The sequence below is a fragment of the Floridaenema evergladense BLCC-F167 genome, from assembly GCF_041929205.2.
Classification (GTDB): Bacteria; Cyanobacteriota; Cyanobacteriia; order Cyanobacteriales; family Aerosakkonemataceae; genus Floridanema; species Floridanema evergladense.
In genome coordinates, this window is record NZ_CM171625.1 from 1,416,870 (window position 1) to 1,433,478 (window position 16,609).

17 protein-coding genes and 2 pseudogenes are annotated in these 16,609 nt (G+C 41.0%); 6 read left to right on the plus strand and 13 right to left on the minus strand.

Going from position 1 to position 16,609, the window contains the following annotated elements; all coding sequences use genetic code 11:
- Positions 1–203 precede the first annotated feature (203 nt).
- On the plus strand, positions 204–629 hold the full coding sequence (locus ACE1CA_RS06605) for a hypothetical protein (protein WP_413275567.1): 426 nt from the start codon (positions 204–206) through the stop codon (positions 627–629).
- Positions 630–998: 369 nt separating this feature from the next.
- Here ACE1CA_RS06605 and ACE1CA_RS06610 read toward each other — a convergent pair whose 3' ends face one another.
- From ACE1CA_RS06610 to ACE1CA_RS06620, 3 genes are all read right to left on the minus strand, one after another.
- Complete coding sequence (locus ACE1CA_RS06610) at positions 999–1,316, minus strand: hypothetical protein (RefSeq protein WP_413275566.1); 318 nt, start codon at positions 1,314–1,316, stop codon at positions 999–1,001.
- Between the two features lie 188 nt (positions 1,317–1,504).
- The gene (locus ACE1CA_RS06615; RefSeq protein ID WP_413275565.1) at positions 1,505–1,936 is read right to left on the minus strand and encodes an aminoacyl-histidine dipeptidase; all 432 of its coding nucleotides are present in this window, start codon (positions 1,934–1,936) and stop codon (positions 1,505–1,507) included.
- Positions 1,937–2,109: 173 nt separating this feature from the next.
- The gene (locus ACE1CA_RS06620) at positions 2,110–2,814 is read right to left on the minus strand and encodes a hypothetical protein (protein WP_413275564.1); all 705 of its coding nucleotides are present in this window, start codon (positions 2,812–2,814) and stop codon (positions 2,110–2,112) included.
- Between the two features lie 134 nt (positions 2,815–2,948).
- Between ACE1CA_RS06620 and ACE1CA_RS06625 the strand changes: the two genes are divergently transcribed.
- Positions 2,949–4,178 (plus strand): AAA family ATPase, encoded by a 1,230-nt coding sequence (locus tag ACE1CA_RS06625; protein ID WP_413275563.1) that lies wholly within the window; start codon positions 2,949–2,951, stop codon positions 4,176–4,178.
- 41 nt (positions 4,179–4,219) lie between these two features.
- On the opposite strand, the gene ACE1CA_RS06630 is transcribed toward ACE1CA_RS06625, so the two are convergent.
- The 4 genes and pseudogenes from ACE1CA_RS06630 to ACE1CA_RS06645 form a co-directional block, all read right to left on the minus strand.
- A complete protein-coding gene (locus ACE1CA_RS06630) occupies positions 4,220–4,597 on the minus strand; it encodes a clan AA aspartic protease (RefSeq protein ID WP_413275562.1) in 378 nt (125 codons plus the stop codon).
- Positions 4,597–4,866: a hypothetical protein gene (locus ACE1CA_RS06635; protein WP_413275561.1), complete on the minus strand. Its 270-nt coding sequence runs from the start codon at positions 4,864–4,866 to the stop codon at positions 4,597–4,599. The genes ACE1CA_RS06630 and ACE1CA_RS06635 overlap by 1 nt, the downstream gene beginning before the upstream one ends.
- A 289-nt stretch (positions 4,867–5,155) precedes the next feature.
- Positions 5,156–5,632 carry a DNA polymerase gene (locus ACE1CA_RS06640; RefSeq protein WP_486517691.1) on the minus strand — a complete coding sequence of 159 codons (477 nt, stop codon included), beginning with the start codon at positions 5,630–5,632 and terminating at the stop codon, positions 5,156–5,158.
- Between the two features lie 129 nt (positions 5,633–5,761).
- Positions 5,762–6,250: pseudogene (locus tag ACE1CA_RS06645) on the minus strand (IS1634 family transposase); the annotation flags it as partial.
- Between the two features lie 317 nt (positions 6,251–6,567).
- On the opposite strand from ACE1CA_RS06645, the gene ACE1CA_RS06650 reads away from it, so the two are divergent.
- The gene (locus tag ACE1CA_RS06650) at positions 6,568–7,407 is read left to right on the plus strand and encodes a HEAT repeat domain-containing protein (RefSeq protein ID WP_413276556.1); all 840 of its coding nucleotides are present in this window, start codon (positions 6,568–6,570) and stop codon (positions 7,405–7,407) included.
- Between the two features lie 77 nt (positions 7,408–7,484).
- Here ACE1CA_RS06650 and ACE1CA_RS06655 read toward each other — a convergent pair whose 3' ends face one another.
- The 3 genes from ACE1CA_RS06655 to ACE1CA_RS06665 are packed head-to-tail and all read right to left on the minus strand — an operon-like array spanning position 7,485 to position 9,444.
- Positions 7,485–7,838: a hypothetical protein gene (locus ACE1CA_RS06655; protein ID WP_413276555.1), complete on the minus strand. Its 354-nt coding sequence runs from the start codon at positions 7,836–7,838 to the stop codon at positions 7,485–7,487.
- Positions 7,839–7,884: 46 nt separating this feature from the next.
- Positions 7,885–8,997, minus strand: coding sequence for an IS630 family transposase (locus tag ACE1CA_RS06660; protein ID WP_486517692.1), 1,113 nt, complete (start codon positions 8,995–8,997; stop codon positions 7,885–7,887).
- Between the two features lie 60 nt (positions 8,998–9,057).
- Positions 9,058–9,444 (minus strand): double zinc ribbon domain-containing protein, encoded by a 387-nt coding sequence (locus ACE1CA_RS06665; protein WP_486517969.1) that lies wholly within the window; start codon positions 9,442–9,444, stop codon positions 9,058–9,060.
- 7 nt (positions 9,445–9,451) lie between these two features.
- Between ACE1CA_RS06665 and ACE1CA_RS06670 the strand changes: the two genes are divergently transcribed.
- A complete protein-coding gene (locus ACE1CA_RS06670; RefSeq protein WP_486517693.1) occupies positions 9,452–10,357 on the plus strand; it encodes a tyrosine-type recombinase/integrase in 906 nt (301 codons plus the stop codon).
- A gap of 211 nt (positions 10,358–10,568) precedes the next feature.
- Here ACE1CA_RS06670 and ltrA read toward each other — a convergent pair whose 3' ends face one another.
- Complete coding sequence (gene ltrA, locus ACE1CA_RS06675) at positions 10,569–12,320, minus strand: group II intron reverse transcriptase/maturase (RefSeq protein WP_486517694.1); 1,752 nt, start codon at positions 12,318–12,320, stop codon at positions 10,569–10,571.
- A gap of 175 nt (positions 12,321–12,495) precedes the next feature.
- Here ltrA and ACE1CA_RS06680 point away from each other — a divergent pair.
- Positions 12,496–13,705 (plus strand): annotated as a pseudogene (locus ACE1CA_RS06680) (IS1380 family transposase).
- Between the two features lie 837 nt (positions 13,706–14,542).
- Here ACE1CA_RS06680 and ACE1CA_RS06685 read toward each other — a convergent pair.
- Both ACE1CA_RS06685 and ACE1CA_RS06690 read right to left on the minus strand, forming a co-directional pair.
- On the minus strand, positions 14,543–15,442 hold the full coding sequence (locus ACE1CA_RS06685) for a hybrid sensor histidine kinase/response regulator (protein ID WP_413280417.1): 900 nt from the start codon (positions 15,440–15,442) through the stop codon (positions 14,543–14,545).
- Complete coding sequence (locus tag ACE1CA_RS06690; RefSeq protein WP_486517695.1) at positions 15,435–16,340, minus strand: type IV secretory system conjugative DNA transfer family protein; 906 nt, start codon at positions 16,338–16,340, stop codon at positions 15,435–15,437. The genes ACE1CA_RS06685 and ACE1CA_RS06690 overlap by 8 nt, the downstream gene beginning before the upstream one ends.
- Positions 16,341–16,357: 17 nt before the next feature.
- Here ACE1CA_RS06690 and ACE1CA_RS06695 point away from each other — a divergent pair, with 17 nt between their 5' ends.
- Complete coding sequence (locus ACE1CA_RS06695; RefSeq protein ID WP_413278611.1) at positions 16,358–16,603, plus strand: hypothetical protein; 246 nt, start codon at positions 16,358–16,360, stop codon at positions 16,601–16,603.
- Positions 16,604–16,609: the final 6 nt, after the last annotated feature.

Here is a 16,609-nt window from a genome sequence, read left to right on the forward strand (position 1 = left end):
CCTCTTTTTTTTGACAACAATCGGTAAACCCCGCACGCAGTAAGGGGTTTACCGATTGTTGTCACCCCGTCAGGGCAATCTAGTAGAAAAAACTTTTGGTTTGGGAAACAGAGAAGATGAAGAAAAGGTGTTAACGTTCCGTTTGGTGGATGCTTACGGTCTTTACGATTATATGGTTGCTAAAGTTATGGAGGGGTCGAAAAATGTCCAAAAGAGCGCGTAAAAGTCTGAGTTTGCGGTTACAACCTTATGAGGGAACGCCTTTGGCTGAAATTGCTTCTTATTTGAATTCTCTTGATAGACCAGAGGCTAATCAGCGGGTGATAGATATTTTGACATTTTTATTGCCCATAGCCAGGAAATATAGTGGAGAATCAACTGAGGAGGTGGAAAAGGCTTATTGGAGTACTTATGCAACAATTGAAAGGCTTTTTTACTTGATGGCGCAAGAGTTGAGGATACAATTGCCCCAGGTGCAGGTTCAGTCTGGGACGGGGATAGTAGCGAATATATCTGTGAATGGTAATAAGCTTGATGTGGCATCTGTTATGGAATGGAAAGAAATGCCTGTTCCTCAAATTATGGGTAAAGGGACGGTGGCTGATGTCGATGCTTTGTTTGGGGATTAGGGGTTAGGGGTTAGGGGTTGGGGGTTGGGGGAAGAGTCTTTTTCCCCATCCCCTACCACCTATCACCTAACCCCTGGAAAACCTGGGGATTGAAAGCTAAAAATTCAAAACAAAGTTAGCGAATTTAACTATAAAACAGAGGCACAAGCAGTGGCAATCTTCATGTTTCGTTATCAACGAATAATCGAAAAGTATTGGCTAATTCACTGACAATTTGGAGTATCATTTAGCTAGTTTTTTACAATAAAAAGGGGGTTTTCCCCCTTGCCATAGTTTGAATCAGTGGTCAATCGAGGGGTGGGTGGTGGGCAAAAAATTAACCTGACTTTTTGAGCCAGGTTTTGATAGTTCATGAATGGTTGAAAGATGTTATTGATTGCGTTCAAGTCGAGTGCGAATTTGGGCTTTGTGTTTAGCGCGTCGATCGCGTACTGCATTAATATCGGCTAATCCATACAGTTTGCGGGCATATTCGAGAAGTTCTTTGAGAGTAGCATCAGCATAATCAATTCGGAATTGTGCATTGTGTTCTTTCCAGTCGAACTCGATTTCACCATTGCTAAAACGAGCTTGAGCTTCCAGTTCGCGTCCGCTTTCTTCCCGTAATACTTCAATTAACATTAAGCGACGTTTCTCGTCGATTGAAATTACACGGTCAAGTGCTTTAGTTACAGTTGCAGTAGCCATTGATTTTCCTTTAATTTCAGTTGAATTGTTCATCAACATCGCAGCAATCGCTGCACTTAAATAATTCAATTTTTTAGTTGTCGAATTTCGTAGTTAAACTGATAAAAAAACTTCCCCACTACCAAACTAACGGTAGTGAGGAGTTATTGATGAATTACCAAAAATTGAATCTTAATTGCGATAGCGACTTATTCCAAATCATCAATTTCATCATCAACATCAGCATCTTCATCCACATATTGTGAGTTTGAAATTGCTCCAATTTCGCTGCGAGCAATCCGTTCGTTGCGGATACCTCGATGCTTGGCACGACGAGCGCGAATTGCATCCATATCGTTCAATCCGTACAATATGCGAGCAGCACGCATCAATTCTTTTAGTGGTGTGTCGCTATAATCTGCACGAAACTGAATGTTATGTGTTTCCCAATCAAATTCAGTGCCATTAAAACGAGCTTCATTATTTAGCTCTCTTCCCGATTCTTCCCTTAAAACCTCTAACACCATTAAACGCAATTTTTCACTGTAATTAATGCACTTATCGAGTGCTTTAACGTGAGCTTTTTGAGCTTTGTTGGTATTAGCTGTATTGGTTTTACGAGCTTTATCAGTTGTAGTCATTTTACCGTTTTCCTTAATTCAGATTAGTTCATATCCACAGCAGCAATCGCTGCTATTTCCACTTCAATTCAGTTTAAAACTGCTTTTGAGCAGCACAAAAAAATTACTCTGCTATTTATTAGCAGAGCAATTTATGATTAAACTATGAGTAAATAGATAGCGAATGAAGCAGATTAATCTAAGTCTTCTTCATCCTCTTCTTCATCATCATCCATTTCGTCCTCAGTATCGGAATCATCATCTTCTTCACTGTCCGAATCTTCTTCACCGTCTTCGTCCAAGTCTTCTTCGGAGTCGTCTTCTTCCTCATCTTCATCGGAGTCTAAATCATCAAAATCATCATCATCGGATTCATCTTGCTTGTTATAGCTATTGCGTTTCGCGAGCGATTCTTGATTAAATTTGACCAATCCTTTGATCGCTTCAGTAGGGTCAAGCTCGAAAACGTCGTATAGTTTAGCCATAACAAGAGCAATGACTTGGATATCATGACGCAGTGCATCCGGCTGTCCGAATAAGGCAGGAAACACTTCGTTATTCCAACGTTGCCAATTCATTGTTTTGCCGTTTTTTTTCAACTGTGCGGCAATATCCAATCCGAGCTTTTCTTTGGTGGCATGACCTATTTTAGTTTGCAGTCGTTTTTCTCGAAGTTGAATTTTGACTCCAAACTTTTTCAGGATAGTAGTTCGGACGCGAGCTAAAAGTGCATCTGCCTGCTCTTCAATAGTAAGTGTTGGGCGACTGCTGCCGTTTGATTGAGAAGCTGTCACTCGACTTTTAGAATTAGCAGTAGCACTATTAGCACCATTGCTTTTGCCATTTGAGTTACTCGTTATGTTTGATGAACGCGAGCCGTTTTTAGTAGTTGTAGCCATGAAATTTGATTTTAATTACACTACTTCACGGCTATTTGCGCCGCTAGGCGCTATCAAATTTCACCTACTTATTCGATTCAATTAATTCAATTAATTCAAAATTTCCAGTTGTGTTAGTTTATTAATCAGCCAAAATGCGTAAACGAATCGATCAATTAAACGAGTCAATTCATCCTGAAGAATTAGAATTACTTGGGTGGTTGTTAGACAGTTGGTTGATGTTGCAGCCTTTGATTCCAGTGCTGACTACCCCAATGCCCGATCGCGAAACTGTGCAAAGGATAGTAACATCTTTTTGTAGTCAAAACCAGATTTGTGATAGTTCAGCACTTGTTCGAGCTTGTCAGGGTTTACCTGAAGGTGAAATCGAGTTGGTGTTGGAACGATCGCTAGCTTTTGCTTATACAGTAGAGAAGTTGGCAGATTTGGTACTCGACCACAAGGTTAACAAACTGCGGGGGCGAGGTTTGGAGTTTATTGCCGAACCGGATGTGCCGGATGCAGGTGGTCTAGACCTTTTGGATGAGTCGCTTTCCCAGGTCGCTTCCTTGTTGAGTCCTGAAGCCCAAAAATACGGTTTGAAGTTTCCCAAGGGAATGATTCTTTGGGGGCCACCGGGTACTGGTAAAAGTTTGAGTGCTAAACTTGCGGCAAAAAAGATGGGAGTACCTCTGTTAGCAGCTGATTGGGGTTCGATTGTTGGTGCTTCTAGACCAGATTTTGCGCTGCGCGAACTGCTGGAACTAACTCAGGCTTTAAGTCCTACTATTCTCTACTGGGATGATTTTGATAAAGGGTTTGCGGGTTGGGATTCTAATGCTGATGGTGGTGTTTCCCGGCGGTTGTCGGGGAAGTTATTAACTTGGATGCAGGAGCACGAATATCCAATTTATATTGTGGCGACTGTTAATCGTTTGGGGATGTTACCGCCAGAATTAATCCGTCGATTTGATGATATTTTCTTTGTTGATTTGCCTCATGAAGGGGCGATGTATGAGATTTTCAATCTACATTTACAAAAGTATTTTCCAGAGTTTCGTCATGCTTCTATTTCGCCTTGGACGGATGATGAATGGCGAATTTTGTTAAGGGATTATAGGCTTTGTACGCCAGCCGAAATTGGTAATGCGGTGAGAAAATGTGCTGAGGAAATCTACTATCGCCATCAGGTACGAGGTCAACAACCGGATGAATTGAAGGTAACGTTGGATGACCTCCGGCGACAGCGTTATCAGTTTACGCCATCGATGCTGCGTGATGAGGAGCAGATTTTAGCAATTCGCAATCAAGCGACTTATGCTAAATCGGCTAGTGGAGAGGATCGATCGCGTTTTTCTCTTCCGCTACAAGAATTGTTTGGTTAGCGGGACTTCAGCGATCCAGAGGCTATGTTTTATGATACAAACTAGATCGAGCTTGACAGCTTTTCTAATGAAACCAAACCATTCTCTACAAAATCTATTTCTAAATGATATCCTGTCATCAAAGCTGTTCCCAATAACGGTTTATATCCAGAGCCTAAAATCGGGACAATCTTTTCGCTATTATCCCAAACAATAGTCGCTAAATGTATCGATAATAGGGCTTCACTTCCATCTGCTAATCTAGCAAGTGTGGTGGAATATAACGGTAAATTCATTGCACTAACTGCTTGCGGGGGTAAGGTCAGATGATCGTTAAATCCCGTGTCAATGACGAAATCTATAGAAAACTCAGGTTGTTCGGGTAAACGGAATGTTACGGGTACGATCGCTTTGTTGTTAATAAATTTCCCATAAATCATTATAAAATAGGCTCACTTGCACCACCGAAGCTGACTGCTACATCATAACCAATACGTATTGTAAATAATCGGGCTAGGGGGTTCTTTTGCTTTAATTTTAAAGCGCTTTCCACCCCAGTAGAATCGATGCCATATTCACCTGTTTCTGCATCAATTACGATCATTTTACCAAGGTTTTCACTGGACTCGACTTGTTGGCGAATATCATTTTCATAAATTTCTTGGCCTTTGTGGGCAACTTCTTCAGCCGTCCAAAAAATAGCTTGCATGGTTATTTTACGCTATGGGTTGCTGTTGATAATTTATAATTTTAGTAGGTATTATAACATGATTTTCGCATCGGGTTATTCCTCTATAAGGAAATCGCGTCAGTAATTGCAATAGCATTAGTTTGGTGGTTAGCGCGTGATTAATTCTCACTAAATTAATGTCGAGCGAATATTTTTAGCCAGGGAAGAAAACCCTGGCTGATAACAGAAATTAAAGATTAAGAGGACACTATGATTAAACCAATCAAATCTTCTTTGCTAAAAAAACAGTTTCCTCTCTTGAACAGATTCAACCCCAAGAAGAGGAAATAGTTAGTTCTACTTCCACCGGAACTTGCTGCAAATACAATTCCCCCGCTTCCACCATCACTTTTTTTAGAATGCGAGTGGTTTTTTTAAGAATTGTTTGCGGACACTCTAACAAAATTTCATCGTGTACCACACCAATCAACTTTGCTCCAGTTTTGGGTAGCAACTCGAACAGACGAGCGATCGCCACTTTCAACATATCAGCCGATGTTCCTTGAACCGGGTGATTTAACAACTCAGAAAGCCTGGGTTTTTTTGCCCACCTTCGCCTGCGTCCGCCAATTGTACGGATTTGTTTGATATCCTTGGCATACACCGTTCTCCTAATTCTGTCGTGCCATCTTTTAACTCCAGAATAAGCTTGAAAGAAGCGTTTTCTAAACTCTTTAGCTTCCTCCAAAGTTAAAAGGACATCATACTTTTCCTCAGCATAAGCTTGCAATTTGGCAGCACCCATGCCATAAATTAAGTCAAATTATTCTTAACAGTAAACAAGCGCTTGCGAAAATTACATCAAGCCATCTTGATGTCCGTAAAAAAGTTTTCTATTAAATTTTCATTAATTAAAACTCAACCTTTCTACGAGCTAAGGAACAGCATCATCAACACAAAGTTGAGTGTAAATTTCCACCGTCAAACATAACAGAGACAAAATCCTTTGTTGCAGAGGCGATAAAGGAGTCAGATGTAGGTATGTCCGGTCAGGGACATCAATCAGTAGTAAAGTAATATCGCCAAAAGCTGCCAGTAGTTCAATCAATTGTATTTTAGATTCACTGACAATTCGAGGGGGACGCTGGCGGTAGCCTCTTAAGTGACGCTTAGTATGAGTCACTTGATAATCTAATTGCAACAAACCTTGTACATGGTATTGTTGGACAATCGCAGAAGCAGCTTGTTGCCACGATAACAGATTAGTGAGGTGCTTTTTCCCTCGTTTTGGTTGATTTAACTGCGCCAAAGCCACTTGTGCTTTCTCTAATCTCGACAGCAGTGCTTTTTCTCCCGATTCTGCTGCTGCAATGGAACGAACAACTAACAGCCGTTCTGTCCAAGTAACAAGTTGACCGTTAACAAAGCAGGGGTATGTCGTCTACTCGCTCGTTGATGACGTTTAGGGTTGTTTTGCTCATAGCTTTGTACCCTACACGATCTGGAGTAGTGAGAGTTGGGTGCAACCCAACTCTCACTACTCCCTTCTTCCCTCTAGTGCTATGCCTCTCACGTTCCATTGCCCAATTTCTCTAACTCCCGAACAAATGAGCGAACCGTAAGTACAAGGGTTGAATATAGGAAGTAAAATTTATAAGTTAGGTGTAATTTTTGCTCAAGATTGAGCCAGCTTTTTTTATCGATCGTGGGTCGCTCTGAATAAATTAGAAGGAAATTGATATGCAAGAAAGAGATTATCCATCAACTCTAGATAAATTAATTAACTATGGCAACTGTCGGGAAATGGATGGGAAGAATTGGCCTAACTATCCAGAAGAACTGGGTATTACTTCCGAATTTATTCCTGAGTTAATTCGTTTGGCAACAGATGAAACATTCGATGAAGCTGATTCGGACAGTTTAGAAATATGGGCACCTGTTCATGCTTGGCGTACTCTCGGACAACTCCATGCTGAGGAAGCAATTGAGCCACTCCTGAAACTATTTGAGTATAGAGATAACGATTGGATGGTTGACGAATTACCAATTGTTTACAGCATGATTGGTCCAAAGGCGATTCCAGCCTTAAGTGATTATTTGGCGAACGTCGAGAATGAAATGTTTGCCCGTACAAGTGCAATGGACTGTTTAGAAAAGATAGCACAAGTTCACCCAGAGCATTATTCAGAGTGTGTTAATATACTGACCCAACAGTTAGAAAAATTTAATGAAAATGACATAGAACTGAATGCTTTTTTAGTCTCTGCATTAGTTAATTTAAAAGCAGTAGAATCTGCATCTACTATCGAGCGTGCTTTGATGAGCGAGTGCGTAGAAGAATTTATTTCAGGAGATTGGGAGGATGTGCAAATAGAATTGGGATTGAAGTCAGAGCGTGAAGTACCTCGGAAAACATTTAATTTCATTCCTACGTCTGAAATTGATAAACAAAAGAAAGGTATGGCTTCAATGCTAGGAATGCCTTTAGAAAAATCCCCACGTCGTCCAGCCAATCTCAAAGCTAAAGCCAAGCGGAAACAGGCACAGAAATCACGTAAAAAGAACCGGAAGAAAAAATAAGACGAGTTCTACTTTAAATAACAAAAACCCCAGCTTTTTGGCTGAGGATGGTTGTAAAGATTTCTGATGTCAATCAACTAATTGACAGACAACAAACCGGAAAGATTTAGCACCCGTTCTGACCAAACTTTCGCTTGTTCAGCAAAAAGCATCCGTTGAGAACCATCATCCCAAATCTGGTCAATCCGGTACTGCCACAAAGCTAACTGGATTTGCAATTCGACTAACTGGGCAGCTATTTCCACCTCTGCATCAGGTGCTGTCCATTCAATAAAAAGTTTACTCTCTTGCAGCAAACTTTCGACTAACTCGCGATTCGCTACATTTTGACAACGGGATTTAATTCGGCTCAAATTAGAGGCTAAATTTCCTAAACGAGTTGGAGTTGCATCTTTTAAATAGCGTTCCTTTAAAACATTCCAATCTCTCATAAACCTCCTAACAATTGTTGAACGATCTGAGTAAGCTGTTAAGCATTTAAATAGGGATAAGAGCATTACCTTTATTTTTAAGTTTTCGCCCCCATTTAATAATTAATTCTCCTTCATTTAAAAGTTTATGCAATAAATATTCTAATTCTTCTATTGATTTAAATAATCGATGGGCAATAAATTCTTTGGCTGAATGCCAAACTAATTCAATTAAGTTATAATCAGGGCTATATTTCGGGAGGAATTCTAAATGAATATTGGGCATTTCGGCGGCAATTTTCTGGAGATATTCTGCCTTTTTGGGAAAACTAGCATTGTCCAGAATTATCACTATTTTGGCTCCTTTTTCCGCAAATTCCTTGGCTTCATTGCCAGCGGCTACCCATTCAGCAATCAATTCTTGATAAAACAGTTTTAGCACTTGATAAAAACTTTCCGAATTGCTTTTATCGAGAAATTCTACAAACCTTTTCTTGTCGGAATACCTCAGTCCTCCCATTACATTAATCCGACCCTTTCTTCGCTCTCCTCTCACCTCTTTTCGTCTACCTTTCTTACACCAATTCTTTCTTCTCATCACTCTTAAACTAAAACCACTTTCGTCCCAAAACCATACCTGTAAACGTTCTGGATGCTCTTTTTCGATTTTTAAATATTCGGCTATTTTCTTTTTAAATGCTTTTCTTTTTTCCGGTTCTCGCTTTCCCTCCAAGCTGTACTTTGCCCAGAGGTAAACGAACTTTTTTTGCTCTAATATTCTCCTAACTTGCGAACCACTTAATTTTATTCCTGTCGTTTCTGCTAAATATGTCGCTAACCTTTGTGCCGTCCATCTGCCAAATTCGTATCCTAATTCTTTGGGTTCTTTATCTACTGTCTCTAATAATATTTCTCTATATTTATCTGTGGCTTTTTGATGATTCCCCTTCATCCTTTCATCGACTAGGCTTTCTAGATTATCTGGGTCTCCATGTACACACCAATAAGATACTTTATTTATTGAACAGCCCACAAATTCCGCTATTTTAGCTTGAGTTTTTCCATCATTTAGCAACAGTAATATCAAGATTCTTTCTCTAATATTTCCATCTTCTTCTTCTTTCAGGGCTTTTTGTAGCTTCTCTACTTGTTCTAAGTTCAGATGATTCTTTGCTGGCATTTCCCCACCCACTTGGCTCTATTGGCTTTTCCATTTTACCCTATTTAAATGCTTAACAGCTTAAGAAGTTCCACAGTTGGGACAGAATTTATGTTTAAAAGAACTCAGTGGTTCACCACAGCTAGTGCAATGGGCGCGTAACTGAGTTCCGCACAGCAGACAGTACTTAGCCCGGTATAGCGTCCAAACTGAATCAGGTTCAGTTCCGGGTGTCCAGCATTGTGGACAAAACTTACGGGTTTCTACCTCCGATACGGGTTTACCAGAACAAATAGCCTCTAAATACTCCATAGGAATGGAGAGGGCGGCGGCTAATCCGGCTTTGGTTTTTTGATTGAGCTTGGTCGTCTTACCCCGTTCCAGTTTGCCCAAGCTTTGCAGATGAATCCCAGCAGCGGTTGCTAACTGCTGTTGGCTGATGTGAGCTTCCTTTCGCCGTCTTTTGATAACTCAATTGACGATTACTTTAGCGAGATTAGCTACAGAGTTTTTAGAGCGCCGAGGGCTGTCTCAAAGTACAGGGCGTTCCTACGAGTTGACCTTGATGCCGCTGTTGGCCCAGTATGGTGGATGGCCGATAGCAATTATTAGTCGTCAGATGTTGTCTGAGTATTTGGAAAGCTTGGCACATCTGTCAATTACAACTCATCACCGTCATCAGGCTATTATCCAAGCTCTGTTTAATTTTGCAGTAGAGCAAGGCTATTTGACGGTGAATCCCATTGCGGGACTCAAGCGGCGTAAGCCTGACCTGGATAAAGGAGAGCATGATACAGATCAAGTGGTTCGCTATTTGAGCGAGGAGCAACTGTCGGTGTTGTATGAGGTCGTGGCAAATGATACTCGTATGCACGCTATTGTTCGGTTGCTGCACCGCACGGGGGCTAGAATTGGTGAACTGTTGGCGTTAGATTTGGAACAGGTAGATAAGGTAGCCCGTAAGTTTCAGGTGGTGGGTAAGGGTAACAAGCGTCGCTGGTGCTTTTATAGTGAGGATGCGGCGCTCGTAATGTCAGAATATATCAAATATGAACGAGCGATTGGTGTACCTGCATTGTTTACGGCGCAACACTCGTTGAATGGGGAAGTGTCACGTTTGTCCTATCGCCAAGCTCATCATTGTTTTCATAAGTTAATTGCTCAACACCACATTCTTAAAGGCATTCGCCTCCACGACTTGCGACATACTTTTGCGACTGAAAGGGTGGGATTGATGGCACTTGAGGAGTTACGCGCTTTGATGGGTCATGAAAATATTCAGACTACTTTGCGGTATCAAAAGGTAACTTCTCTTCGGGCTGAAGAAGTTGCACATAAGGCTTTAAATATTTTGACTAATTCTGAAAATAAATCGCTCTAATGACAATATACAAAGAAATATACTTTTAGTTAAATTTTTGATGGGTAAGTAGAGTAGTAGTACTACTCTGCTTTCGGTGACTGAGTATTCGTGCCAGCAGCGATTGTTACATTTCTTTACGTCGTGTCCTATTGAGAGGGTCGAGGGGAACATTACTATTCCACCCCTCCCGTCCGAAACCGTGCTTGCCAGTTTCCCGGCACACGGCTACTCAATGTGTTTCCATTTTGTCAATATGGGACTTCAAGCTGCCATCATTGGCAGTTTTATCATCGTGGCAATGACGATGTAATAATTGGAGATTTTGCCATTCCTTCTTACCTCCACAAGAAATGGGTTTAATATGGTCAATTTCCAATAAATCGCCTTCTTGAAAATGCAAATTACACCAAGCACATTTCCCCTGTTGTTGTTTGAGAAGTTTCGCTTTCGTGGTAGGCATCTCAGGGTGTTTGCTTAGTCTTAAACTCCAGTAAATTAAGTCACCATCAAAAGGACTTTTATCACCGCGAACTTTAACATAATCGTTCACACTAGAGTGGAATTCGATATGTGTTAGTAACCGTAAAGGATTACTTTCTGACCTAGTAGTAAATACCCAATGGTTATCGCCTATGGTGTGCCAGTATTTTTGATGACCTAAATTAATGCTCCCAGTCTGTCTTTTAGCCCATCTTCTCAGCCGAAGATAGGTGATTCTATCTAACCGGGAGAAGTCCCCAGTAGTTCCGGCATCTGAGACTCTATAATATGAAGTCCATCCCCTGATAATAGGGTTAAGGTCTTTAATTAGTTCTGCTTGAGAACGTGACCTGTGTTTTGTGATGATACTTTTCATCTCATGTTTATGAGCCTCAATTGCCTTTTTAGAAGGGGTAATGAGGGTGATGAAACCAAGCTTTTTACCTTGACTATTTTTATTGTCTCGGTATTTCCCCACCTTTATCTGTTGAATATGATGTCCCAGAAAATCAAATCCTGATTTACCATCTTCACTTAGGTGTGGATATAGCGTATGTGCTATTCGCGTCTTTTCTGGTTTCAATTCTAAGCCAATACCTTTGAGCCAATCTTTGATTAATTCCTCACACCTCTTAATGACCGCTAAGGATTCATTTAAAACCACAAAATCGTCCGCGTACCTAATACAGGTTACGCGAGATATTTCGCAGCCAAATTTGCTTTTAGCCCCTCTAATTTTCCCGGCTGAGTTGACAGGAAATTCTTGGTTTATTAGGCTTTCTAATCCATGTAAAGCGATGGATGCCAATAATGGCGAAATTACACCGCCTTGTGGTGTTCCAGCTGTAGTAGCTGCAAATTTTCCTGAATCTATCACTCCCGATTTTAACCAGGCTTTGATTTGTCGCCTGACTGAACCGTTCATGTTTAATTTCAGAAGTAATGCTTCCTGATTTATTCGGTCAAAACATTGCGAGATATCTGCATCTAAAACAAATTTAGATTTTGATACTATGCAGTTTTTGATGTGTTTGATAGCATCATGGCATGACCTTCCGGGTCGAAAACCGTAGCTTGATGGCTCAAAACGAGCCTCCCATTCCGGTTCAAGGGTAGCTTTCACTACCGCTTGTAAGGCACGGTCAAAAATAGTGGGTATCGAGAGTGGTCTAAATTCAGTTTTCCCTGGTTTTGGTATCCATATCCTCCGTGTAGGTTTGGATTTACCGTTAATGAATAGACCTTTCACCAAGTCAAGACGTGCTGCTGGGGATAGTGATTTAATCCCATCCACTCCTGCGGTCTTTTTCCCCTGGTTGTCTTGTGTTACCCTTCTTACCGCTAATGCCCTGTTCGACCAAGACCTCATTAGGGTTTTCTGGAGTTTACGAACTCGTTTTATATCACCACAACGTGAAGCGGCATAGATGCGTTTTTGCAATTTGAAAACATATCGCTCGACTTGTCGCCAGTTGATAGTTCTCCATCCCTCAGTATTCAATGTTGAATCTGATTTAGGCTTATTCATTGCTATTTACACCCCTATATACAGACACATTGCGGGTTACGTCTGCTTATCCCGGATATTACTCCCGGATTTCTCACAAACGCTGAGAAAAAGGGGGTAAAAACCTGCTAAAATGTATAGATAGCAAGGATTTCAGCAGTTATAAAGTATGACCCAACAAGCTTCGCGCTCACTCCCAAAACAGTTCAAATTTGAGCAACCAAAATCGCCCCCAGTTGTAGTTAATTTCCAGGGTGGACAGGTAACATCGGATGCCGGATTAAGTTTAATTGCTGAAATAGACAGAAAACTACAAATAACATCACAGTTTGCACAGTGTTTCCAAGATTACCGAAAACCAAATCGAATTGACCATACAGTAGAAAGCTTAATTACACAAAGGATATACGGTCTGGTCATGGGGTATGAAGACTTAAATGATCACGAGGAATTACGTCATGAGCCAATGTTTGCTATAGCATTAGGAAAAAGAATTGGTAGAGAAAATGAGCCAGTGATTTTAGCCGGAAAAAGTACATTAAACCGTCTCGAACATTGTCCTGATGATCTAGAACAAGGAGCAGACAATCGTTATCATAAAATTGGGCATTCTCCATCAGAAATTGAAAGTCTATTTGTGAAGATATTTCTAGAATCTTACTCCAAAGAACCACGACAAATTATTTTAGATTTGGATGTAACTGATGATTTAGTACATGGTAATCAGGAGCAAGTTTTCTTCAATACTTATTACGCAGGATACTGCTATACTCCACTATATATTTTTTGTGGAAAACACTTATTGGCAGCCAAGCTACGACCTTCAAATGTAGATCCAGCAGCCGGGGCTTTAGAAGAATTACAGAGAATTATTAAACAAATTCGTGAGAAATGGAGTAATGTCCAGATTTTAGTCCGAGGAGATAGTGCCTATTCCAGAGACGATATCATGACATGGTGTGAATCGCAGACTGGTTCGTTTTGTGGTTACTTCACTAACTACCAATAAAGTACCTCCTGCTCAAGTCTACACGCAAAAATATTGTAAGCGAGGCGAGATGGAAAATCGCTTTAAGGAGCAACAACTTGAACTTTTTAGTGATAGAACCAGCACCCATACATTCGCTGGAAATCAATTAAGATTATGGTTTTCTTCTCTGGCTTACGTTTTGATGAACGCATTGCGTCAACAATGTTTAGCGAAGACGGAACTACAAAACGCTCAAGTCGGAACTATTCGTACTAAATTACTAAAACTAGGCGCATTGATTACTGTAAGCGCCGGGCGAATTTTAGTTGCGATTACTAGCTCTTGTCCGTACAAACATATCTTTGCTGCTGCTTACAGATGCTTAAAAATGCTCCCAAATACCGCTTAATCTAAAGTCAAGGTGCATTTTCTAAGTCTCTAATTAATGAGACTTTGGCTTGGTTTTATCTAAGCCCGGTTTTGTAATGTTTAATTTTATGAACACAGCATTTCGATTTCAGTACTAAGATAAATAGAGTAACTATTTTATCTTGATAAATCCTGAATTATACTTAACTTATTTCCCTACCTAAATTTCAATTGATGATGTATCAAAAAAAAGTCTTACATCAGGTCATGTAAATTGATTTTTTATTGTTTGTGAGAAATGCGGGTACTCCATCCCTTTTCAGGCTTTGACCGTTATTTCGGTCTAGGCTTTTGCTTTTTAACCCATCCCTCCCAAATAAAGCTTTTAGCTTGACTGCTTACCTACATATCGACCACTATAGGAACTATAATTTGGGTTATTTCGTTCCTGATATCCATTGTTTTGAGTCTTTAGAGGGTGTCTATCCACCGGGGGTCTAGGAGGTACGCTGCTTCGGTTGCAAGATCCTAACAGTCCAAACCCCTTGTCGGTTATTTCCAACCCAAGGTGTGTCCGAAACACAAGCTTATATCCCTTGGTGAGATCTGACGATGGCTCAACGACACTTCGTTTACTCTCCCCATAAACTCTTGCTTGCAGTTGGTGCTTTCAGCAATTACCACCATTAACCGCTTTCATCCCCGCTTTACAGATTTGATAGTCAGTCTTCTCCGTAGGGGCTACCATTACTGGTAGTTTATGTGCTTTTAACCCCGCACCAGGGCAGTAAGAATTGGTTCTTTTAGAAACTTCACTTACATGGATATCAAGTTGTCATTAGTAGAGGATTAAAGTGCGGACTCAGCCCAATTAGGGTTACTCTACTAAAGCCTGGAATCCCCCCATGAAATGGGTTTCTCCAGAACGAATCGCACTCACACAGATCTCGGCTTTACCCCTTATCAAAGGTAAATCGGCAGCAATCCGATGAACCACCACAACCTGGGACTTGGTTAACATCGGTTCCCAGTTTTTCAGGATACGACTGGTCAAAGCGTGCAGCGATATTGGTTGCAAGTTCAACGGATAGCGCGACGTTTCTAATAGCTGCGTTTCCACTAAAGAATCAATCAGTTGAAGTTGCCGAGTGCAACTATCCAACATTGTTTCGACAATCTGCCTGTCGAGTACAACATCTGCCGTAGTGTTATTTAGATAACTTTGTAGTAACAAAGAAATTCCGGTGACGGGATTTCGTAAATCGTGGGAAACAGCATGGACGAAAACTTTCAAACGCCGTTCTGTCTGCTGTCGCTGTTTAATTTCTTGCTGTAGTTGAATATTCTGTGTAGCGAGTTGTTGATTCTTGGCAAATAGTTTCTGTTGACAGCGACGCATCGCTAATTGTTGTTCGACTCGCGCAACTACTTCAATCGATTCAAACGGTTTGGTGATGTAGTCAGCACCCCCGACTTCAAAGCCTTTCACTTTATCAAACACATCGTCGGCAGCACTAATAAAAATAATCGGTATTTTTTTGGTTATATCCGATGCTTTGAGTCGGGCGCATACTTCATAACCATCGAGATCTGGCATTCGGATATCCAATAAAATTAGGTCAGGCAGTTGTAAAGCGATCGCTTTTAATGCTCTTTCCCCATTTACCACTTTTCGTACCCGATAACCATGTTCAACTAGCATGGATGACAACAACCGAATGTTATCAGGAATATCATCAACTATCAAAATATCAGGTGGAACCAAATGTTCAGTCATGACGTACACCGCTAATTGCTTTGTTTTTTAGGAGTTCCCGAATCTTGCCGACAGTTTGGTTTGATTGGACATCAGCCGTAGTTACTGGGTCGCTAGGGTCATGAGGATGGGGTAATAATTGTTCGGCAGCACGAATTCGACGATCTAGTTCCTCATCAATATTGAGTACCTGCTTAGTTTTCGGGTCAACTGATTGCCCAGTCGCTCGTTTCTCTAGCTGAGGTCGAATTTGGCTATCCCAGAGTACTTCTGATTCTTGAGCGCGTTTGCGGTCGTTAGGCTTAACTGGAACCTTCAAGGGATAAGGAAACAGAGCTTCCGTGCCAGAACCATAAGCAGGAGAGGTAATTATGCACTTACCTTGCGGAAATCGCAGAATTTCATCAGCACTAATCAATGGTTTCTTTTGCAGTTGTTCGTTCCAATTGACAGAACGGCTAGTATGTTGACCCATCGAACTACCCGTAGAGCGATTTTTCACCAGCACTTCCACTTCTCCATAGCGTTTAGAATATTTCTCTGCCGTGTCGTAATCGCCCGGATTGAACAGCACATGAGTTGATAAAGCACTAGCGATCGCTGCCCCTTTTTTATCCCCGTAAAGGTTATACAATTGATTCAAACTTTGAATGCCGACAATGGGAACACCACCAGCACTGCGATATTCGTTAGCCCATTGATCCATGCGATCGAATTTGAGCGAGGGAAATTCATCCAAACAGTACACGAAAGGGTCTTTTCTTGGTTTAGATAGATTACTGACAACGCATAAGTGGATAGCGGCTGCTAAAAGTGGGCCAACTACGGCACGTCTTTGGTCATCTAATTTAAAAATGATGCACTTTTTCCCTGATAAAACAATCGGAATAGTACTTTGACCGATAAAGGCTCTTATCATCCAATATATATATTAATATGTGCAGTACAGCAGTACTAATACCTAGAAAACTCTGGAATAAAACGGCTTTGCTCAAAATGGGGTTGATTGCCAGCCAACCTTTAGTGCAGGTAGAAACGAATGAAGAGTTAATCGAATTGTGGTTGGCAAATAAAAAATCCCGCCACACTCGTCGCGCCTACCAGCTAGATATCGATTACTTTTTAGGGTTTATTGAAAATAAACCGCTGCCGTTTGGCAGTATTGTTGGGGAAGGGAGATAAGGTCAG